The sequence below is a fragment of the Achromobacter sp. ACM01 genome, from assembly GCF_014851745.1.
Taxonomy (GTDB): Bacteria; Pseudomonadota; Gammaproteobacteria; order Burkholderiales; family Burkholderiaceae_B; genus Achromobacter; species Achromobacter aegrifaciens.
Genome location: NZ_JACVAF010000003.1, coordinates 1,105,511 through 1,125,763, shown reverse-complemented (window position 1 = coordinate 1,125,763; position 20,253 = coordinate 1,105,511). Strand labels below are relative to the sequence as shown.

The following is a 20,253-nucleotide window of genomic DNA, read 5'->3' as shown; positions in this document are numbered from 1 at the left end:
GCCCGCGCCGAAAATGCTGTCAAACTTCGCCGCCCGAACGCCAGCCTGAGAGTGGCTGCTCAGGAATGGGCGGTCAGGGCGGTTGGTGCTGTGCAGCCCGGTAGGTCTGACCACTATGCAGCCTTGCGGTCATCGGTCAAGACCGAATCGAGAGCACCGAACCAGCTCCGGGTATGCACAATCCGGGCAATGTGGGCTCCAGCGTTGAGAATTTCAGCCTTGGTCATTTGGGCAATGTGCTCCCAAGAGTCCATCGGCAACACGTAAGTAGCGTTGTTGACCTGAGGGCATTCCAAGACGCACAGCTTCCGTTGTGTGAAGCCGAACACGACGTATCCCTCGAATCCGCCCAGGCCGACGGCCACAAAGTCCGGCTTCTTCGCCCCGACGGCCGACAGGCGAGCACGTAATACCCCTCGGTTTCCCGCAGGAGCACGTTCGACGACCTCTTCCAGGGCTGGCACCGCCGACTCCCACGGGTTGCGACCCGGGGGGAGTAGTTGCCAGTGCAGGCGCCGCAGTGGGGCATTGACCCAATGAGTCAAATCCCTGTTCAACACCTCGAAGCCGCCGAGTGTTTCGCGCATCATGTTGGCGCTGTTGGTCGCTACTACAACATTTGTTCCATCTTTGATGAACGGACCTGACACGACGTAGATCTGGCCGTCGGCGCGCGTCTTGATTTCCAACTCGATGCTGTAGGGCAAAACGGGGGTGCGGGGGTAGCGTTGGTACGGGACGTCCACCATCTTGGACTTTTCCTCGCTTTGGTGACGCCCCGCAAATTGCGTCCAAGTCCAAACGACTTGGCGGTAGGCTGTCTCCTTCGGCTGGTCGCGGTGAATGATGGAGAAACCCTCGGCGTTACGACGGCATGCCGGCCCTTTGCGGGCCGATGCAAGGATGCGTTGGCCAGGCATTAGCGGCACATCGAATCCTAGATCTTGTAGTCGTGCCTCGAGCCCGGGGTGGACGGCGAAACCGAGCATATATTGCTCGGATGCCTGAAGGTGGTGGAGGTACTTCGTGATGTTGCGTGTTTTCCGGTTAATCTGCATTGTTATATTTCCTCGTAAGTAATTGGGGCTGCAAGTCGCCCTCGCCTTGTAGGACTCTTCTCAACGGTTCCGTGGACGCCGATACTAAAAATTTTTCATCCGGGCCGTCCACGGCGGTTCGGTCGAGAGTCATAGGAGGAGGAGACCCCGTCTATGTCTGCTATTCCCGAACCCGACGAGCGCCTGTCTCAGGCCGAGGTGGAGGCTGTTCTACAGAGCCTGAGCCCGGCCGACTGGAGGCGAGCGGAAGCCATTGCGACGGTCTGCTGTGGTGGCCTGACTGGTTGGACGCCGGACGATCTGTTGCAGGAAGCGTTGTGCCGTCTGTTGAGCGAAACCCGGGTCTGGCGGCCAGGACTTCACCCTCTAGTGGTGCTCAAGACCGTCATGCGAAGCATCGGAAGCAATGTGCGAAAGCACAATGACGCCAGCCCTATCGACCAGAATGTGGTTGTGGAACCGGTCGGAGTCGATCAGGGCGAGAAGGTCGCCGCAGTGCACGGTAAGGTCACCGTCACCCCCGAGGACGAGCTGTCGGGAAAACAGCAGATGGCCGCCCTCTACGCCGCGCTTGGGGGCGATGAAGACTTGGAATTACTAGCCATGACCTGGGCTGACGGTCTTCGAGGTGCTGATGCTCGCGACGCACTGGGATGGGATGAAAGAAAGTATGACGCGGCTCGTAACCGGTTCTTGCGCCGACTGAAAGCGCCGGACCCTGACTTGAGGCCGACATGAATACGAAACCGACCAACGAGTTTGACAGCTTCATCGACGCATTCGTCGAAGAGCTAATCGCGACACCCGACGACCAAGTTCTTGATGGTCAAGACCCGGCTGGAGTGCAGGCCAAGGGGCTTGATCTGCTGCGTGCCGCCAAGAGAAGCGTCAGCAAATCGCGGCTAGCCGCGGCCAAGGCCGGATATGCTGCATTGAAATCAACGCCTGCTCCAGGGCCGCAGACTGTTTCCGCAGAGGAAGCACGGAGCTTCTTGGCACAGGCGGCCAATGACAACAGGTTTACCCTGGCTGCCCGCAATCTAGGCGAGCTACCTGACGACGAGGCCATCGCTCTGTATACGAAAATTAAAAGCCTTGTCTCCAGGGAGGAGGGTGGCAAGTGACCTCCACTGCTGGCGAACGCGCCGAAGCGTTGATTGCGGACCTTGGCATCAGCAGTCCTGACGAACTGGATGTCGAGGCAATTGCCTTCGATTCCCAAGTTGAGGTCGTGTATGAGGCAATGACAGGATGCGAGGCCTCGCTTGTGGGTTATCGCGACCGTGCTATTGCCACCATCAATCCCTCAGGGGTGCGTGGACGGGAGCGGTTTTCGGTGGCTCATGAACTCGGGCACTGGCATTTGCACCGCGGGCGTTCTTTCAAGTGTCGGGTGGACGACCCTAGTGCAAATTTGTCATCGGAGCGAGTCTTGGAAAAGGAGGCGGACAGCTTCGCTGCACACCTGCTGATGCCTAGGCCTCTTTTCAACCCAGTGATCGCGTCACTTGGGAAGCCGACGTTTCAGCAGCTGACCCGAATCGCGACCGAGTTTGAAACGAGCGTGATGGCTACCACGCTGCGCTTAGCCAACATCAATACGCTACCTGTCATCGTGGCCTGCTACGACAGCACAGGCAAACGTTGGGCGATGCCCGCTAGTGACATCCCGCGCCGCTGGGTCTTAAGAGAAAAGTTGGACGACGACTCTTTTACCTATGATCTGCTTCACGATGGCAAGGAGTGTCGAGGTTTAGGGAAGCAACCAGCCGAGGTTTGGTTTGAGAACGACGATGCCGGCGAGTACGAAGTCCAGGAACAATGCATCTTTAGCGCAGCTGGTACAGCGCTAGTCCTGCTCTACCTGGAGTCGTCGATGCTCGAGGTTGGATTCGACTGGAACGTTCGACGGAAATACAACGAGCACGGCTCATACTTCGATCGAAAGACAACAGCACGATAGCTTCAGGCATGCTGTGGCGCACGCTTACGGATCTCTTCGGCCTTGGTTGGGCGGCCGCGTCGGCGTGGGGCGGCCAGGTGGTTGGTCTGCCCTGGTTCTCGGGATGGTGCCGCTTGGCAATTTCCCCCACCGTCCCGTTGGGCATCAAGCCAGGCCCGGACGTCCGTTTGAAAGAATCGCAGCCGACTCCCCAGCTTGACGCAGGGCGGCAGCGACTCACCACGAGCACGGCGGTTGTATAGCGTCTGTACTGACAGTCCTAGGGTTGCGGCCAGTTGCTCAAGGGTCAGAAGGGGTTCCATGAGGACCTCCGGAGGCACTGGCACATGCCAGTCCAGAGTATAAGAAGGCGGGCTACCCATATCGGGCATGTAGTAGAAAAAAGGTTTGGCTGGGGGGATCCGGTAGCTCGTACAATCCGCGTCGGCGCCATCGAAATTGACCGCACTTTTAACGCACTGACCGCAGTAAAGTGCGTTAGGTCGCGGTAAGCTCCGGTAACCTAAGCTCATGATTTTTCTAGATATTGATGTTGGTCTGCCCCTGGCAAAACACCCCTAAAACGGACTCTTAATCCGTAGGTCGAGTGTTCGAGCCACTCACAGCCCACCAGAATTCCAAAGGCCGTTGACGTCATCGTCAACGGCCTTTTGTTTTTGCCGCGTCAAGCTGATGGCAGCGGCAGGCTGCGTGAATCGCCGGGCGTAGGAAAAACGCATCCGCGTCCCGATGGAAAAAGCGGGATGGCGGGGCATGGACTTTGATATGATTGCTAATCATTCTTATTTCCAAATCATTTCGCGCGCGCCATGTCCGCTCCCGATACCGCCCGCCATGCGGCCTTGTTGACTTGGTACAGCGATCATCATGGCTGGCTGGTCGGGTGGCTGCGCCGCAAGCTGGGCTCGTCCTGCGACGCCGCTGATTTCGCGCAGGACACCTTTGTGCGGTTGATCGGCCGCGACGATCTGACGGCGATCAGGACGCCGCGCGCCTACCTCACGACGACCGCCACCCGGCTGGTGATCGACGACGCACGGCGGCGCAAGCTCGAGGCGGTTTGCCTGGAAAGCTGGTCCATTCTGCATGGTGGCGAGACCTCGCCCGCTCCCGAACAGTTGCTTGAAACCGTCGAGATCCTGGCGGAACTGGCGCGCATGCTCGATGCCTTGCCCGCCAAGCCGCGCAGCGCCTTTCTGCTGCATCGGCTGGAGGGATGGAACTACGGCGAGATCGCGGCCGAATTGGGCGTCTCTTCCAGCATGGTGAAGCAGTATGTCGCGCGCGCGCTTGCCCATTGCTACTTGGTGATGGAGGCGGCGTGAAGGCAGAGGCTATCCCTTGCGTCGTGGCGGACGCGGCCCAATGGATGGCCACCTTGCGCGATGAGTGCGCGAGCGACGCCGACCGCGAAGCCTGTCTGCGGTGGCGGGCCGCGGATCCCGAGCACGAACGGGTCTATCGCCGGCTTGAGGATCTTTGGGGAAGTTTCGACCGGGCCGCGGCCTTCGATTCGCCTGCGGCAGCCCGCCGCATCCTGGAGCAGGCCGACCGCAAGCCGCGTACCGGCCGCCGCGCACTGGGAGCGGCCGCGCTGGCATTGCTGGTGTGTGGGGCCGGCCTGTGGCGCATGGCGCCGCCGGCCTGGCTGCTGGCCGATCACCGCAGCGGAGTCGGCGAGTGGCGCGTCATCGAACTGGACGACCACAGCCGCATTACCTTGAACAGCGATTCGGCGATCGACGTACGCTTCGATGCCCGGCAACGGCTGATCACCTTGCGGCAAGGAGAGATCCTCGTCGACGTGGCGCACGAGGACGCGGGACGGCCCTTCGTGGTGCAGACGCCGGACGGCACGGCGCAGGCGCTGGGCACGCGTTATGCGGTGCGGCGCGGCGACGGCCATACGGATGTGGTCGTGCAGGAATCCCGTGTGCGGGCCTGCGCTCAGGCTCCCGCGCCGGTGTGCGCCGATCTGGCGGCGGGGCAGCGCGTGCGCATGGGCGCGGGCCAAGTCGGCGAGGTTGAACCAGTAGACGCAGAACAGGCGCTAGCCTGGACACGGCACAGCCTGGTGGTGGATAACCAGCCACTGGCCGATGTACTGGCGGAGCTGAGCCGCTACCGCAAGGGGCGCCTGCAGTACGACGCGGGTTCTCTGGATGGCCTGCGCGTGTCGGGCGTATTCCCGCTGGAAGCGCCCGATCAGGCCCTGGCATCGCTGGCGGCCAGCCTCCCCATCACGGTCAACCGATACACGTCCTGGCTGGTGCTGGTGCAGCGTCTTTGAAAAAAAAATCTGCATTCCGCTGTCCCTGTCGCGGTTTGCTTCGTCATGACTCATGAGTAGCCATCAATCTGGAGAGGGTCGTCCGCTCATGAGTCATTCCAAGTTCACAGTGCGTATCTTGCGCGCGCTGTCCGCCGCGGCCGCGCTGGCCGCGGTTCATCCCGTCTGGGGGCAGTCGTCGAATGCGTCCGTTGCGGCAGTTGCCCGCACGGTCAACGTGCCGCCCGGTCCTCTGGCTCCCGCGCTGAATCGCTACGCCGAGCAGGCCGGCCTGATCCTGTCGTTCGATCCGGCGTTGACTGCCGGGCTGCAAAGCCCGGGCCTGTCAGGCACGGTGGCGCCCAGGGAGGCGTTCGTCGGCTTGTTGGCAGGCACCGGGCTGGAGGCGATTGCGCGCGGCGAGGCAGGCTATACGATCCGGCGCGCGTCCGGCGCTGCCGCCAGCACGCTGGAGCCGATCACGGTGCACGGCAGCGGCGAGCAGGCCTGGGGACCGGTCGACGGCTATGTCGCGCGTAACAGCGCGACCGCCACCAAGACCGACACGCCGCTGATCGAGACACCGCAGTCGATCAGCGTCATCACCCAGGCGCAGATGGCGGCGCAGGGCGTCAGCCGCGTGGACGAGGCCTTGCGCTATAGCGCAGGGGTGCGCACCGAACCCATCTACGACACGCGCCGCGGCACCTACTATGTGCGCGGCTTCAACGTCGCCAACAACGGTCAGTATCTGGACGGCCTGAAGCTGGCCTACTCGGGCGGCTACGGCGGCTGGGAGGTCGACCCCTACACGCTGGAACGTCTGGAAGTCCTGCGCGGCCCTTCGTCCGTGCTGTACGGGCAGACCGTGCCAGGCGGGCTGGTCAACCAGGTCAGCAAGCGTCCGCTGGATACGCGCAGCGGCGAACTGGCGGTGCAGTACGGCAGCTTCGACCGCAAGCAGCTCTCCGGCGACTTCACCGGTCCCCTGGACGATGCGGGCCAGTGGCTTTATCGCCTGACGGCGGTGGGGCGCGAGGGCGGCACGCAGACCAATCATGTCGATGACGACCGCGTCCTGCTGGCGCCGTCGCTGACCTGGAAGCCCAGCGCGGCGACCTCGATCACGCTGCTCGCGCAGTACCAGCACGATCGCACGGGCAATACGGCCAACTTCCTGCCCGCTGCGGGCACGCTCTGGCCGGTCGCCAACGGCCATATTCCGGTGGACTTTTTCACGGGTGACCCGACCTTCGACCAGACCGACCGGCGCAAGGCGCAGGTCGGCTACCTGGCCGAGCATCGGGTCAACGACCAGCTGACGCTGCGCCAGAACCTGCGCTATTCCACGCTGGACGTCGATTACCGCAGCCTGGGGGCGAACGGAGGCTGGGTGCAGACGCGTGAACCCTACACCGACCTGCGCCGCATTTCGCTGGTCAGCAAAGAGGGCTTCCACCTGTTCACGCTGGACAACCAGGCGCAGTTCAATCTTGCGCATGGGCCGGTGGCGCACACGCTGTTGCTGGGCGCGGATTATCAGGAATCGCGCTTTGACCGGCTCTACGGCTTGCGCACGGCCGCGGTGGATCCGATCAATGTGTGGGACCCGGTGTATGGGCGGCCGTTCCCCGGCGCGACGCCGCAGGCGTCCAACGATACCAATCAGGCGCGCCGGCAGTTCGGCCTGTATGCGCAGGACCAGATCAAGTTCTACGACAAATGGGTGCTGCAACTGGCCGGCCGCTACGATTGGGCGCGTTCCACCACGGGCGAGACGATCCTGCGCACCGGCGTGGAAACCACGACACGCAGCAACGACGAACAATTCAGCGGCAAGGTCGGGCTGGTCTACCTGGCCGACAACGGCCTGGCGCCCTACGCGTCGTACACGGAATCGTTCGAGCCGGTGGCGGGCGCGGGCTACGGCGGTACGCCATTCGAGCCCACGCGCGGCAAGCAGTATGAGATCGGCCTGAAGTATCAGCCGGCGGGCGCCCGCAGCTTCGCGCAGGTCTCGCTCTTCGACCTGCGGCAGACCAATGTGTCGACCGCGGACCTGGCCCATCCCGGCTTCAGCGTGCAGACCGGCGAAATCCGTTCGCGCGGCATCGAGCTGGAAGGCACCTGGGAAGTCACGCCGCAGTTGAACCTGCTGGCGTCCTACACCTACAACGACGTCAAGGTGACCAAGGCGGCGCGGACGGCGGTCAACCTGGGCAAGCGTCCGCCCTACATTCCCGATCACATGGCGTCGCTGTGGGCCGATTACCGCCTGTCGGCGACGGGGCCGCTGGCCGGCCTGTGGTTCGGCGCGGGCGTGCGCTACATGGGGTCGACCAATGACATTCCGGATGCGGTGCATGTGCCTGCCTACACGCTGGTGGACGCGGCGCTGCGCTACGACATGGGGAGCTACCAGTTCTCGCTGAACGCCAGCAACCTGTTCGACAAGCGCTATGTGGCGGCGTGCGACAGCGTGACAAACTGCTATTACGGTCTGGAGCGGACCATCATGGCGCGGGTGGCGTATCGCTGGTAGCGCGATTAAGTTCAGGCTTAATTCTGGGTAAACGCAGGTTGAACCACAGCGGCTGCGTTGCTCTTTATAGTGGGCCTGTACCCACCCGAGAGAGCCGCGCATGTCCAGTCCCGCCGCAGTACCCGCCTATCCCCGGGCCGTGTTGTTCGACCTGCTGACGGCCTTGCTCGATTCCTGGACCCTATGGAACCGCGCCGCCGGCTCCGAGGCCGCCGGACGCGCCTGGCGCGCGGAGTACCTGCGCCGCACCTATGGTTGCGGCGCCTATCAACCCTATGAGCGTCTGGTGCAGGAAGCCGCGTCCGCGGTCGGCCTGCCGGCATCCGCACCCGCCGCGTTGGAGGCGGGCTGGGACGAGCTGCCCGCCTGGGATGGCGCCCGTGAATTGCTGCAGGCCTTGCGGCCGCATTGCCGCCTGGCCGTGGTCACCAACTGTTCCGCCCGTCTGGGGCAGCGCGCCGCCGGTTTGCTGGGCGTGGACTGGGACGTGGTGGTGACGTCGGAGGAGGCGGGCTACTACAAGCCCGACCCGCGCCCCTATGAGCTGGCCTTGGCCCGATTGCAGGTGCAGCCGTCCGAGGCCGCGTTCGTCGCGGGCTCGGGCTACGACATGTTCGGCACCAGCAAGGTGGGCCTGCGCACGTATTGGCATAACCGGGTGGGACTGACGCTGCCTGAAGGCGCGGCGCAGCCGGAGCTGGAATCCGCGCGGCTGGAAGCGGCGCTGCCGTGGCTGCAGCGGTTCAACGCGGCCTGATGGCCGGCCGCCGTGGATGCCGCGCGTCAGTCGGCCGGCAATGAAATCGCATCCCCCAGCCCCTTGACCTCCTTCAGCACGAAAGAGGTGTAGACCTCCTTAACGCCGGGCAGGGCGCCAAGCACGTAGCGCGCCAGGTCGCCGAACGCGTCCAGGTCGCGGGCGATGACCGTCAGCTGATGGTCGTAGCGGCCCGACACGCAATGGCAGGTCAGCACCTCCGGCACGTCCTTGATGGCGTCCTCGAACGCCTTGACGTGCTCGGCGCCCTTCATGTCCAGCGAAATCCAGACGAACGCGGTTACTCCGAAGCCAAGCTTCTTGACGTCGACCTCGGCCCGGTAGCCGCGGATCACGCCCTCGTCCTCCAGGCGCTTGACGCGTCGCCAGCAGGGGGAGGGGGTGAGCGAAACGCGCTCGGCCAGATCGGCGCTGGAAAGCCGTCCGTCGACCTGCAAGGCGGCCAGGATCTGCAGGTCCGTGGGATCGAAATTCTTGCTTTGCACGATTTTTCCAAGAAATTGAAGGTTTCGCTAATTTCAATCCAAAATATTACACATTCGCGTCGAAAATTCGGAAATATTCGCGATTCCGCTCCGGTATCTTTGTTCGATTGCTGGAGGGGGCGTCGACGTCATGAATGCTCCCCGTTTGAACACTATGGAGCAGACATGAAAGATCCGAATCCGATACGCAAGAAGCTGTTGGCCCTGGAGCCTTCCGAGGGGTGCTGGCTGACCCTGGCGAGCCCGGCCGTGGCCGAGGCGATTGCGCATTGCGGCTTCGACTGGCTGGTCGTTGACATGGAGCATGCGCCCAACGACATGGCGGGCCTGACGGCGCAATTGCAGGCCATCGACGCGGCACGCGCGCATGGCGCCGCCGCGTATCCGGTCGTGCGCGTGACGGTGAACGACGCCGCGCTGGTGAAGCGCGCGATGGATTGCGGCGCCCAGACGATCATTTTCCCGAACATCGACACGGCCGAGGACGCGGGCCGCGCCATCGCGGCCATGCGCTTTCCGTGCGAAGGCAATGGCGGCGTGCGCGGCGTGGCGGGGCTGGTGCGGGCCGGCATGTACGGACAGGACCCTTCCTACGTCAGGCGGGCCAATGAGCAGGCCTGCGCGATCCTGCAGATCGAATCGGCGCAGGCGGTACGCAACGTGGCAGCCATTGCCGCGCTGCCTGGGGCGGACTGCCTGTTCGTCGGCACCGCCGACCTGGCCGCTAGCCTGGGCCGGCTGGGAGACCTGGCCCATGCCGAGGTGCGCGAGGCCGTGGGCCGCGTGATCGACGCCGGCCGCACGGCGGGCAAGGCGGTCGGCATTTTCGCCAACGATCCCGAAGAGGCCGCGCGTTACCGCAAGCTGGGCGTGCAATTCATTGCGCTGCACTCCGACGTGGCCTGGCTGGCCCGCGGCGCCCGCCAGGCGCGCGCGCAGTTCAGCGAGGCATGCCGCTGAGGCGGCGGCGCGATCTCAATCTTCTGGCAAGACAGGAACAGGCATGAATACAGCAGTATCTACCGGCGGCGCCACGGCGAGCGCGCGCGCCAGCGTGCAGAGCTTGCGTTCGTCGCAAATCCGCGAAGTCGCCAATGCGGGCATGGGCCGCGCCGACGTGCTGCCCTTCTGGTTCGGCGAACCCGACGAGCAGACGCCGCCCGCGTTCCGCGACGCGGCCATCGCCCACATCGCTTCCGGGCAGACCTTCTATGTACAAACCCTGGGCGTGCCTGCGTTGCGCGAACGCCTGGCCGGGTATGTGAGCGGGCTGCACGGTCAACGTGATGTGGACAACATCGCAGTCACCAGCTCGGGCACGTCGGCGCTGATGACGGCCGTGCAGGCCATCGTGGGCGCGGGCGATCACGTGGTCGCCGTGACGCCCTTGTGGCCCAACCTGGTGGAAATGCCCAAGGTGCTGGGGGCGCGCGTGACGACGGTTGCGCTGTCGTTCTCCGAGAGTGGCTGGCGCCTGGACCTGGACGCCTTGCTCAGCGTCCTGACGCCGGACGTGCGCGCGCTTCTGGTGAATTCGCCGAACAACCCGACGGGCTGGGTGATGACCGCCGAGCAGCAGCGCGCGGTGCTGGAGCACTGCCGCAAGCACGGCATCTGGATCATTTCCGACGACGTGTATGAACGCTACTACTACGAAGGCGCGGTGGCGCCCACCTTCCTGGACATTGCTGCGCCGGACGACCGGGTGGTCAGCTGCAATTCGTTCTCCAAGGCCTGGCTGATGACCGGCTGGCGCGTGGGCTGGGTCGTGGTGCCGCGCGGGCTGCTGCCGGAAATCGGCAAGCTGATCGAATACAGCAACACCTGCACGCCGGGTTTCGTGCAGACCGCCGCGCTTTGCGCGCTTGAACAGGGCGAGCCCGTCATCGCGCGTACCGTGCAGCGGCTGCGGCTGGCGCGCGACCATCTGGCGTCGAAGCTGTCGCAGGTGCCCGGGGTTGAACTCGCGGGTGCGGCGCCGGGGGCGATGTACACCTTCTTCCGCATTCGGGGCGTGTCGGACAGCCTGGCGTTCTGCAAGGATCTGGTCGTGCGCGGCGGGCTGGGCCTGGCGCCGGGCATGGCGTTCGGTCCCGAGGGCGAGGGCTATCTGCGCTGGTGCTATGCCAGCGCGCACGAGCGCCTGGATGAAGGCGTGGCTAGACTGGCGCGCTTTCTGGATGCGGCGCGGAGCAAGGCTGCGTGAGCGCCAAGCCTCAACCTTAGGGTACGACCCATGAATACTGCAGAGCTCCCCCGTTCCCTGGAATGGATAGAACGGCTGGTGCGTTTCGACACGACCAGCCGCCTGTCCAATCTGGGCTTGATCGAAACGGTGCGCGACCACCTGGCCGCGACCGGTCTGGCGCCCCGATTGATCTACAACGCCGACGGCAAGAAGGCGAATCTTTTCGTGACCGTGCCTGCCGCGGACGGCGGCACCCAGGGCGGGGTGGTGCTGTCCGGCCATACCGACGTCGTGCCGGTGGACGGCCAGGCCTGGAGCAGCGATCCGTTCGCGCCCGAGGTGCGCGATGGCCGCCTATATGGCCGCGGCACTTGCGACATGAAGGGCTTCATCGGAACCGCGCTGGCCATGCTGCCGTCGTTCACGTCGCGGCGTTTGCGCGTGCCGCTGCATCTGGCGCTGAGCTATGACGAGGAGGTCGGCTGCCTGGGGGCGGACATCATGCTGCGTGAATTGGCCAAGCTGGATATCCGCCCCGATAGCTGCATCGTGGGCGAGCCCACCGAGATGCGCGTCATTTCCGCCCACAAGAGCAGCAATCTGTACCGCTGCACCGTGCATGGGCATGCCGCGCATTCTTCGTTGACGCCGCGCGGCGTCAACGCGATCGAATATGCGGCGCGCGCCATCTGCCACATCCGCGACATGGCCGACGCCCATCGCCAGAACGGCCCTTTCGACCAGGACTTCGAGGTGCCGTACACCACGGCCAACACCGGCACGATCTCGGGCGGCTTGTCCGTCAACACGATCCCGGACCGTTGCCAGTTCGAGTTCGAATTCCGCACCATCCCGGGCGTGCTGGCGCCAGATGTGATCGGCGGTTTGCGCCGCTACATCACTGGCGAGCTGCGCGACCGCATCAAGGCGGAGAACCCGCAGGCCGACATCGAGCTGGAAGCGCTGGCCGAGGTGCCCGGTTTCGATACCGCCGCCACCGCCGAGATTGCGCGGTTGGCGCAGGCGCTGACTGGCGCGCGCGGCACCGAGAAGGTGGCGTATTGCACGGAGGCCGGCCTGTTCCAGCGGGCCGGCATGACGGCGGTCATTTGCGGTCCCGGCAATCTGCAGCAGGCGCACCGGCCGGACGAGTATGTCGCGCTGTCGCAGATCGGCCTGTGCGAACAGTTCATGGAAAAGCTGGCGGGCCATCTTGCGATGGCCGGCCAATGAGTTGATCGATCGTTAATTTTTAGAAAATAACAGAGGGAAAAATGGCTTATTCGGAGAAGACAACGTGGAATGCGGCCGCCGCCGGCCGCAGCAAGGCGGCGCCGGCAGGCGACCGGCGCGCCCAGGCGCGGCGCGCGGTGATCGCCGCGTCCATCGGCAATGCGCTGGAGTGGTTCGACATGATCGCGTATGGCACCTTCGCGCTGATCATCGCCAAGCTGTACTTTCCGTCCGCCAGCGAGAGCTCCTCGCTGTTGCTGGCGCTGGCCACCTTCGGCGTGTCGTTCCTGATGCGGCCGCTGGGCGCCATCGTGTTGGGCAGCTATGCCGACCGGGCGGGCCGCAAGGCGGCGCTGACGGCGTCCATTTTCCTGATGATGATAGGCACGCTGATCATCGTGGTGGTCCCCACGCATGCGCAGATCGGCGTGGCCGCATCGATCATCATCCTGGTCGCCCGGCTGATCCAGGGCTTTTCGGCGGGCGGGGAATTCGGCAGCGCCACGGCCTTCCTCATTGAATATGCGCCGGACCGGCGCGCCTATTACGCCAGCTGGCAGGTCGCCAGCCAGGGCGCGGCGATCCTGCTGGCCGCCTTGTTCGGCGCGGTGCTCAACGCGACGCTGACCCAGGCCCAGCTGGAAAGCTGGGGCTGGCGCATTCCGTTCGTGTTCGGCCTGCTGATCGCGCCGGTGGGCTACTACATCCGCCATCACATGGATGAAACGCCGGAGTTCAGCGCGGCAGAGGCATCGGCTTCGCCGCTGAGCGACATGTTCGCGGGGCAGAAGCTGCGGCTGCTGGTTACCGTTGGCTTCGTGGCGCTGGGCTCGGTGGGCAACTACCTGGCCCTGTACATGCCTACGTACTCGATCCGCCAGTTGGGTCTGCCGCCTACCATCGGTTTTCTGGCGACGCTGGTCACGGGCGTCATCATGACGGTAGGCGCGCCCTTCGTCGGCGCGCTGGCCGACCGCATCGGACCCGCGCGCATCATGATGGCCGCGGCCCTTTCGACCGCGCTGCTGTGCTATCCCTTGTTCTATCTGCTGGTGTCGTATCCGACGGTGGGCGTTTTGATGATCGTCCAGGTCATCCTGGGCATCCTGGCGACGGCGTACTTCGCGCCCATGCCGGCGCTGATGTCCGCCATCTTCCCCGTGCAGGTGCGCACCACCGGCCTGTCCCTGGGCTACAACATTGCCGTGACGATCTTCGGCGGCTTCGCGCCATTCATCCTGACCTGGCTGATCGCGACCACCGACTCCAAGCTGTCGCCCAGCTATTACCTGCTGGCCATTGCGCTCATGGCGATGGTGTCGCTGAACGTGGCGCGCCGGACGTTCCAGCAGCGTTAGGCGCCGGGCGCCGGCCTTCGCATCGGAGGCCGGCTGGCGGCGGGTGGAATGTAGCCCATTGTTGCGGGCCTGAGCGTTTTTCCGCCCAGGCTGCGGCCGTGTTCCACAGCGCGGTCGCACTATCTTCGGGACCTTCCTGATAGTACAAAATGTTGCCTGCCTCCCTTCGTGTGCTTGCTAGCATGGTCTGGCCGGAATGATCCGGCACACCGACGGAATAAGTGGAGGTTGCCATGAGCTCAAGAACAATATTCAACCGGATCGCAGTCGTTGCGGCGGCGGGTGCATTGCTGGCGGGATGCGCCACGCAGCAGCAGACCAATACCGCCGTGGGCACGGGCGCGGGGGCGGCGATCGGCGCCGGCATCGGCGCCTTGATCGGCCACGGCAAGGGCGCGGCCATCGGCGCCGGCATCGGCGCGGTGGCGGGCGGCCTGGTTGGCTACAACTGGAAGGTCGTCAAGGAAGACGTGCAGAAGTCGGGCGCTTCGTCGCTGGGCATCGACGTGGTCGAAATGCCCGACGGCAGTCTCAAGGTCAACATTCCCAGCGGCGTGTCGTTCGATACCGACAAGACGCAGCTCAAACCCGCGCTGTTGCCGGTGCTGGACAGCGTGGCGCGCTCGCTCAACCAGCATCCTGAACTGCGGGCCAAGGTGGTCGGCCACACGGACAGCACGGGCGCCCTGGCGCATAACCAGACCTTGTCGGTCAACCGCGCCAAGAGCGTGACCGACTACCTCAGCAAGCAGGGCGTGGCAGCGGGCCGCCTGACGGTCGAGGGCCGCGGGCCGAACGATCCGATCGGCGACAATGCGACCGCCGAAGGCCGCGCGCTGAACCGCCGGGTGGAGATCTACCTGTACGCGGTCCAGCAGTAAGCCTGGGCCAGCCCAGTGTCCGAGGCGGCTGGCGCAACGCGCCGCCGCCTGTTTTTTTGGAGTCCGTCATGAGCATGTTCCCTCCCGCCCGCATCGGCACCGATACCGCCGTGGCCGCCCTGTCTGGCTGGCAGGCAGTGGCGATGCGCGACGCTATCGAAAAGCGTTTCCGCTTTCCCAATTTCAATGCGGCATTCGGCTTCATGACGCGCGTCGCCATGTTTGCGGAGAAGCTGAATCATCATCCGGAATGGACCAACGTCTACAACCGCGTGGACGTGACCTTGACCACCCACGACGCCGGCGGCGTGACCGAGCTGGATGTGCGCATGGCGCAGTTCATGGACGAGGCGGCAGCGCAATTGGGCGCCACCGCGCCCAAGGCTTAGGGCGCGTTTCCTGGCGGCGTGGGCGGGAGCGGCTCTTCCGAGCCGTCCGCGTCGGGCTGCAAATGGCTGTTCACGCGGTCCAGCATGTCGCCCAGCAGGCGCTGCTCGTCGGCGCTGAGGCAGCCGAAGATCTCTTCATTGCGGCGGGCGATCAGGTCGATGACGCGCTGGTATTGCACCAGGCCGTCCGGGGTGGGCGCCAGCACCACGCCGCGTCCATCCGAGGCGGACATGGTCTTTTCCACCAGGCCGCGGTCCACCAGCGCCTGCGCCGAGCGGCTGGCCTGGCCTTTGTTCAGATTGGCCGCCAGCGCCAGATCGTTGACTGACAAGGGCGCGTAGCGGCCGATGGCCGCCAGGCAGCGCGCCTCGCCCAGAGGAATCCCGCATTCTTCCAGATAGGCGCGATTCGTGTCCCTGTCCGTGATCTTGTTGAGCACGTGCAGGCGGTAGGTCAGGAATCGTTCCAGGGCGGGCTGTTTCACGTCGGGCGGGCAGGGGCGGAGGCGGGATAGTGTGCCACAGGGCCGTTGGCCAGGCAGGCGGCTTCCGCCTGGGCCAGCAGCGCGGCGGCGTCGCGTGCATCGCTCACGCGGGCCAGCAGCGACAGGCTCAGGATCGACAGGAAGAGCGACGCCTGTTCTTCGCCGACGCGCGTCAGGGTCTGCGCCATGGCGGTATAGACCTGGTCCAGTTCATCGTTGTTCATGCTAGCTCTTCCTTGTGCGCGTCCAGTGCGATCGAGGGGTAGTAGGGCTTGAGCGCGGCGCGCAGGGTGGCGGCCGAGGGGGCGATCCAACGTCCCAGCACGTAGCCGTCAGGCCGCAGCAGGTAGACGGCGCCGGCTTGCGCGCCGTAGCGCTGGCGTAGCTGCCCGTGCGGGTCCTGCAAGGCGTCATCGCCCGTCTTCAGCACGCGCAGCGGCTGGGGGGCGTCGCGGGTGGCGGCGGTCAGGGCGTCCAGTTCGGCCGCCAGAGCGGTGTCGGGGGCCAGCGCCAGCGCGACGAAGCCGGCGCCAAAGCACGCGCTGAGATGCAGCGGCGCGCCGCGATCGTGCAGCAGCGCTTCGGGCGCGGGCTGGCCGGGCGCGGCGGTTGCGCCGGCCTGCGGCGCGCCATCATCCAGGTTCAGCGGCGAGGCATCGTAGGAGATGGGCGCCGATTGCCGCGGGTTGATCAGCTGGCGCACCCGCTCATCCGTCAGCGCCAGGCGCAGGGCGGCCTCGCGCATCAGGCGGAATCCGAAGTCCGGCGGGGCCATGAATTCGGTGCTCTTGGCGCCATAGGTCAGGTTCTGGCGGGTGGCGTGGACGCGCTCCACGCTGTAGCTGTCCAGCAGGCTGTCGGGAGCCTGGCCTCGCAGCACCCAGGCCAGCTTCCAGGCCAGGTTGCCGGCATCGTCCAGTCCCGAGTTCAGGCCCCGCACGCCGAAGATCGGCACCAGGTGGGCGGCGTCGCCGGCGAACAGCACGCGTCCGTGGCGGTAGTTTTCCAAGGTCAGGCACTTGGCGTTGTAGATGGAGATCCACAGCGGCTTCCAAGGCGCGGTTTCGCCGATCATGTCCAGATGGCTTTGCACGCGGGGCAGCACGTTCTCGGGCTTTACGGCCTCTTCGGGGTCCTCGTCGTCGCGGATCTGGTAGTCCACCCGCCACACGTTGCCGGGCTGGCGGTGCATGAGCAGGGTGGAGCCGGGATTGGAAGGCGGATCGAACCAGGCCAGGCGCTCCACGGGGCGGCTGGACTCCTGTTCGATGTCCACGATCACGTAGCGTCCTTCGTACTGCATGCCTTCCAGCTTCAGGCCCATGGCCTCGCGTACGGTGCTGCGGCCGCCGTCGCAGGCGATCAGCCAATCGGCGCGCACGGTCTGGCGGCCGCCTTCGATGTCCACTTCAGCCGTGACGCCGTCCGCGTCGGCGCTCAGGCCGGCAAGCCGCGCCGACCAGCGCAGCTCGGCCAGCGCCGGATGGCGCTGCATGGCCTGATGGGCGTACTCCTCCACGGCGTATTGCTGGATGTTGACCATGGGCGCGTAGCGCTGCAGCGGATCGTGCGGCATCTCGAAATGCAGGACTTCGCTGTTGCGGAAGTAGCTGCGGCCGCCGGTCCAGGCCAGACCGGTGGCGGTCAGGGGCCGGTCGGCGCCGACCCAGCCCATGATTTCCTGCGACCGCCGCGAGATGCAGATGGCGCGGCTGCCGCTGCAATAGTCGTCGTCGGCCTCCAGGGTCAGCGAGGGGATGCCGTATTCGGCAAGCAGGGCGGCCAGCGTCAGGCCGACGGGGCCGCCGCCGACGATGAGGACGGGAACGTGCGCGGGGAGCGGCATGCTGTCTCCAGAAATTGGTTGTTTGCGCAACTATATGCTTAAGAGGTTGCGCGCGCAACTATATTTTTGGGGCAAAAAAAACCCGCCGGATCAGGGCGGGTCTTCGGGCGCGGCGTATCTATCAGTTGCGCACGTAATAGATGCGCATCGCCTGCTGCTTCTGGGCGCCGTCCAGCACGCGCAGCACCACGACCTTGGCAGTGAAACCGTCGGGCAGCTTCAGTTGGCCCAGGGCGTAGTCGTAACGGTCGACGTTCAGGGCGGGGCCTTCCGGCGTGACGGTGGCGGCGCGGCCGTTGGGGTAGGTGCCGTCGATGGAGAAGGTCAGGGTGCCCTTGAACGGCGCGCCCTGGCGATCCTCGCGCATGACCAGCACCTGGTAGTCCAGCAGACCGGGCGCGCGCTTGAAGGTGGCCGAGCGGATGCCCAGGTTGCCGCCGCGCGGGTCGGCGGGCATGGCGTCCTGGAACAGCACCAGTTCCTTGTTCAGCGTGTCAATCTTGCTGCGGGCTTCAGAAAGGTCGGCGGTCAGCTTTTCATGGCCGGACTTGTTGGCGTCGCGTTGTTGGGTGGCTTCCTCAAGCTGGCTTTGCAGGCGCTGGCGCTCCAGGTTGGCGGTGCTCAGTTCGCTGTGCAGCTGCTCGGATTGCTCCACGGTCAGGCGTTGCGGGCCGTAGTTGGTCTGCAGGAAGAGCACGCCGCCGGCGCCCAGGGCGATGCCCACCAGCAGCAGGACCAGCCAGCGCGGCATGCGGCGCGTGCGTTGACCGGGCTGGTATACGGAAGGCTTGAATACAGCCCGTTGCGATCTTCCAAACATCCCCATTCCTAGAAAACTTCCTGTGTGTTTGCTCGCCCGCGCGCTGCGCGTGCAGGTCAAAGCGCTAGAGAATACCCCGTTAGCCGGGACCGTTGGGTGCGCGGACAAGCCTGGTTGCGCACCTTGATATTGTGAAATATGTGGACATCAGCGTGCTTGGCCGGTGAGCTCGGCATCCAGGTCGGCGAGCCGCTGCGGCGTGCCGACATCCGTCCATTTGCCCTGGTGGCGCGCGCCGCGCACCAGGCCGCGGGCCATGGCTTGCCGGAGCAGAGGCGCCAGGGGCGCTGCCGCGCCCCGGGGGACGTCGGCGAACAACGAGGGATGGTAGACGCCGATGCCCGCAAAGGTCAAACGAGGTTCGCCCTGGGCATGGACGCTGCCGTCGGCATCCAGGCGGAAATCGCCAGCCGGATGCTGGGGCGGGTTGTCCGCCAGCAGCAGCCAGGCGCCGCCTTCAGGCAATGTGCGCGCCAAGCCTGCGGCCGCGGCGGGGTCCCAGTCGCACCAGACGTCGCCGTTGACGACGAGGAAGGGCTCGTCGCCCAGCAACGGCAGCGCCTGGACGATGCCGCCGGCGGTTTCCAGCGCGGAGGTTTCGGCCGAATAGCGGATCTGTACGCCGTATGTGCTGCCGTCGCCCAGCGCCCTCTCGATTTCGTGGCCGAGCCAGGCATGGTTGATGACCACGTCTCGGATGCCGGCGGCCGCCAGCCGCCGCAGGTGCCAGACGATGAGCGGCTGGCCGCCCACGGACAACAGGGGCTTGGGCAGGCGGTCGGTGAGGGGGCGCATCCGTTCGCCGCGGCCCGCCGCGAGGATCATGGCCCGCATCAGAAGGTGTATCCGACGCTGACCTGGCGGTCGTCGAGCTTGTCCAGCAGGCGCAGCAGCGGCGTGAAGACGCCGTAGCGCTGGGCCACCTGGCGCACGTAGCCGTTCATGCGCGGAATGTGGGCCAGGTAATGCGCCTTGCCATCGCGGTGATTCAGGCGGGCGAACACGCCCAGGATGCGCAGGTTGCGTTGCAGGCCCATCCATTCATAGGCGCGGTGGAACTCCGCGAAATCCGAGTCCACCGGCAGGCCGGCCGCCCGCGCCATTTCCCAATAGCGGATGGCCCAGTCCAATTGCTGGGGTTCTTCCCAGGTCGTGCGGGCATCCGTCACCAGGGAGGCCAGGTCATAGGTGATGGGGCCGGCCAGCGCATCCTGGAAGTCGATGATGCCCGGGTTCGGTCCGTACTTCGGCTGGTCGCAGACCATCAGGTTGGGCGAATGGTAGTCGCGATGCACCAGCACCTGGGCCTGTCCGCCATTGCTCGCGGACAGCAATGCGAAGATCTTTTCCAGCGCGTTTGCGGTCTTGTCGTCCAGCGTCACGCCGTGATGCTTCTGCACGTACCACTCGGGGAAGAGCTTGAGTTCGTCAGCCAGGCGGGCGGTGTCATAAGTGCCCAGGCCGGCAGTGGAGGCCTGTTGCAGGCGGACCAGGGCGGCCAGGGCCTCTCGATACAGCGTCTGCAGTTCGCTGTCCGGCAGTCCGGCCTGAATGCGCTGGTAGTAGGTCTGCTCGCCCAGGTCGGACAACAGCAGCAAGCCCTGGTCCAGATCCTGCTCCAGCACTGCAGGCACGTTCAGGCCGACGTCCGCCAGCAGACGGTCCACGTGCAGGAAGGGCCGGCAATCCTCGTGTGCGGGCGGGGCGTCCATGACTATCAAGGTGCGCTCGCCGGCGTCCAGCCTGAAATAGCGGCGGAAGCTGGCGTCGGCCGACGCCGGACGCAGCGTGTCGATGGCCAGGTTCAGGCTGGCGGGCAGGCCGCCCAGCCAGTGGCGGATCTGCTCCAGGCGGGGGGCGTGATCGTTTTTCAAGGAAGATCCGTGTCAGAAAGGCAATATTGCTGAGAATTGTGTCCCGAGCACATAAGTCTGGGCCTATGGCGCGGCTTCTCTATA

The 20,253-nt window shown here is 65.2% G+C and carries 22 protein-coding genes; 13 read left to right on the top strand and 9 right to left on the bottom strand.

The genetic code is table 11. From position 1 onward, the window contains the following. Positions 1-113: 113 nt before the first annotated feature. Positions 114-1,058 (bottom strand): hypothetical protein, encoded by a 945-nt coding sequence (locus IB268_RS19955; protein WP_192354684.1) that lies wholly within the window; start codon positions 1,056-1,058, stop codon positions 114-116. Between the two features lie 153 nt (positions 1,059-1,211). Between IB268_RS19955 and IB268_RS19950 the strand changes: the two genes are divergently transcribed. The 3 genes from IB268_RS19950 to IB268_RS19940 are packed head-to-tail and all read left to right on the top strand — an operon-like array spanning position 1,212 to position 3,021. Then, positions 1,212-1,796: a hypothetical protein gene (locus tag IB268_RS19950; protein WP_192354683.1), complete on the top strand. Its 585-nt coding sequence runs from the start codon at positions 1,212-1,214 to the stop codon at positions 1,794-1,796. Next, positions 1,793-2,182, top strand: a complete 390-nt coding sequence (locus tag IB268_RS19945) for a hypothetical protein (RefSeq protein ID WP_192354682.1) — start codon at positions 1,793-1,795, stop codon at positions 2,180-2,182. Before IB268_RS19950 ends, IB268_RS19945 begins: the two co-directional genes overlap by 4 nt. Beyond that, positions 2,179-3,021: an ImmA/IrrE family metallo-endopeptidase gene (locus IB268_RS19940; RefSeq protein ID WP_192354681.1), complete on the top strand. Its 843-nt coding sequence runs from the start codon at positions 2,179-2,181 to the stop codon at positions 3,019-3,021. Before IB268_RS19945 ends, IB268_RS19940 begins: the two co-directional genes overlap by 4 nt. Before the next feature lie 2 nt (positions 3,022-3,023). On the opposite strand, the gene IB268_RS31335 is transcribed toward IB268_RS19940, so the two are convergent. Further along, positions 3,024-3,323: a helix-turn-helix domain-containing protein gene (locus tag IB268_RS31335; protein ID WP_192354680.1), complete on the bottom strand. Its 300-nt coding sequence runs from the start codon at positions 3,321-3,323 to the stop codon at positions 3,024-3,026. A gap of 507 nt (positions 3,324-3,830) precedes the next feature. On the opposite strand from IB268_RS31335, the gene IB268_RS19930 reads away from it, so the two are divergent. The 4 genes from IB268_RS19930 to IB268_RS19915 all read left to right on the top strand — a co-directional run bounded on the left by IB268_RS19930 (position 3,831) and on the right by IB268_RS19915 (position 8,589). Then, the gene (locus IB268_RS19930) at positions 3,831-4,346 is read left to right on the top strand and encodes a sigma-70 family RNA polymerase sigma factor (RefSeq protein WP_192354679.1); all 516 of its coding nucleotides are present in this window, start codon (positions 3,831-3,833) and stop codon (positions 4,344-4,346) included. Beyond that, the gene (locus IB268_RS19925; RefSeq protein WP_192354678.1) at positions 4,343-5,311 is read left to right on the top strand and encodes a FecR family protein; all 969 of its coding nucleotides are present in this window, start codon (positions 4,343-4,345) and stop codon (positions 5,309-5,311) included. Before IB268_RS19930 ends, IB268_RS19925 begins: the two co-directional genes overlap by 4 nt. Positions 5,312-5,399: 88 nt before the next feature. Next, the gene (locus IB268_RS19920; RefSeq protein ID WP_192354677.1) at positions 5,400-7,832 is read left to right on the top strand and encodes a TonB-dependent siderophore receptor; all 2,433 of its coding nucleotides are present in this window, start codon (positions 5,400-5,402) and stop codon (positions 7,830-7,832) included. A 100-nt stretch (positions 7,833-7,932) separates the two neighbouring features. Then, a complete protein-coding gene (locus tag IB268_RS19915) occupies positions 7,933-8,589 on the top strand; it encodes an HAD family hydrolase (protein WP_192354676.1) in 657 nt (218 codons plus the stop codon). Positions 8,590-8,615: 26 nt separating this feature from the next. Here the strand turns inward: IB268_RS19915 and IB268_RS19910 are convergent, their stop codons facing one another. Then, complete coding sequence (locus IB268_RS19910; RefSeq protein ID WP_054457549.1) at positions 8,616-9,095, bottom strand: Lrp/AsnC family transcriptional regulator; 480 nt, start codon at positions 9,093-9,095, stop codon at positions 8,616-8,618. A 165-nt stretch (positions 9,096-9,260) separates the two neighbouring features. Here IB268_RS19910 and IB268_RS19905 point away from each other — a divergent pair, with 165 nt between their 5' ends. The 6 genes from IB268_RS19905 (at position 9,261) to IB268_RS19880 (ending at position 15,144) form a co-directional block, all read left to right on the top strand. Beyond that, complete coding sequence (locus IB268_RS19905) at positions 9,261-10,055, top strand: HpcH/HpaI aldolase/citrate lyase family protein (RefSeq protein ID WP_192354675.1); 795 nt, start codon at positions 9,261-9,263, stop codon at positions 10,053-10,055. 43 nt (positions 10,056-10,098) lie between these two features. Further along, positions 10,099-11,301, top strand: a complete 1,203-nt coding sequence (locus tag IB268_RS19900; protein ID WP_192354674.1) for a pyridoxal phosphate-dependent aminotransferase — start codon at positions 10,099-10,101, stop codon at positions 11,299-11,301. Between the two features lie 30 nt (positions 11,302-11,331). After that, positions 11,332-12,516, top strand: coding sequence for an acetylornithine deacetylase (argE, locus tag IB268_RS19895; RefSeq protein ID WP_192353541.1), 1,185 nt, complete (start codon positions 11,332-11,334; stop codon positions 12,514-12,516). Between the two features lie 41 nt (positions 12,517-12,557). Next, the gene (locus tag IB268_RS19890; RefSeq protein WP_225589007.1) at positions 12,558-13,874 is read left to right on the top strand and encodes an MFS transporter; all 1,317 of its coding nucleotides are present in this window, start codon (positions 12,558-12,560) and stop codon (positions 13,872-13,874) included. Positions 13,875-14,107: 233 nt separating this feature from the next. Next, positions 14,108-14,755 carry an OmpA family protein gene (locus IB268_RS19885; RefSeq protein ID WP_054457545.1) on the top strand — a complete coding sequence of 216 codons (648 nt, stop codon included), beginning with the start codon at positions 14,108-14,110 and terminating at the stop codon, positions 14,753-14,755. A gap of 68 nt (positions 14,756-14,823) precedes the next feature. Next, positions 14,824-15,144 carry a 4a-hydroxytetrahydrobiopterin dehydratase gene (locus tag IB268_RS19880; protein ID WP_119451434.1) on the top strand — a complete coding sequence of 107 codons (321 nt, stop codon included), beginning with the start codon at positions 14,824-14,826 and terminating at the stop codon, positions 15,142-15,144. Here the strand turns inward: IB268_RS19880 and IB268_RS19875 are convergent. From IB268_RS19875 to IB268_RS19850, 6 genes are all read right to left on the bottom strand, one after another. Next, positions 15,141-15,629 carry a MarR family winged helix-turn-helix transcriptional regulator gene (locus tag IB268_RS19875; protein WP_175182155.1) on the bottom strand — a complete coding sequence of 163 codons (489 nt, stop codon included), beginning with the start codon at positions 15,627-15,629 and terminating at the stop codon, positions 15,141-15,143. The two genes, IB268_RS19880 and IB268_RS19875, sit on opposite strands and share 4 nt — an antisense overlap. Next, complete coding sequence (locus IB268_RS19870) at positions 15,626-15,853, bottom strand: hypothetical protein (protein WP_054457542.1); 228 nt, start codon at positions 15,851-15,853, stop codon at positions 15,626-15,628. Before IB268_RS19870 ends, IB268_RS19875 begins: the two co-directional genes overlap by 4 nt. Beyond that, positions 15,850-17,475, bottom strand: a complete 1,626-nt coding sequence (locus IB268_RS19865) for an FAD-dependent oxidoreductase (RefSeq protein ID WP_192354673.1) — start codon at positions 17,473-17,475, stop codon at positions 15,850-15,852. Before IB268_RS19865 ends, IB268_RS19870 begins: the two co-directional genes overlap by 4 nt. Positions 17,476-17,596: 121 nt before the next feature. Continuing rightward, positions 17,597-18,295, bottom strand: coding sequence for a DUF6776 family protein (locus IB268_RS19860; RefSeq protein WP_054457540.1), 699 nt, complete (start codon positions 18,293-18,295; stop codon positions 17,597-17,599). 147 nt (positions 18,296-18,442) lie between these two features. Further along, on the bottom strand, positions 18,443-19,129 hold the full coding sequence (gene murU / locus IB268_RS19855) for an N-acetylmuramate alpha-1-phosphate uridylyltransferase MurU (protein ID WP_119451436.1): 687 nt from the start codon (positions 19,127-19,129) through the stop codon (positions 18,443-18,445). After that, the gene (locus IB268_RS19850) at positions 19,129-20,169 is read right to left on the bottom strand and encodes an aminoglycoside phosphotransferase family protein (protein WP_192354672.1); all 1,041 of its coding nucleotides are present in this window, start codon (positions 20,167-20,169) and stop codon (positions 19,129-19,131) included. Before IB268_RS19850 ends, murU begins: the two co-directional genes overlap by 1 nt. Positions 20,170-20,253: the final 84 nt, after the last annotated feature.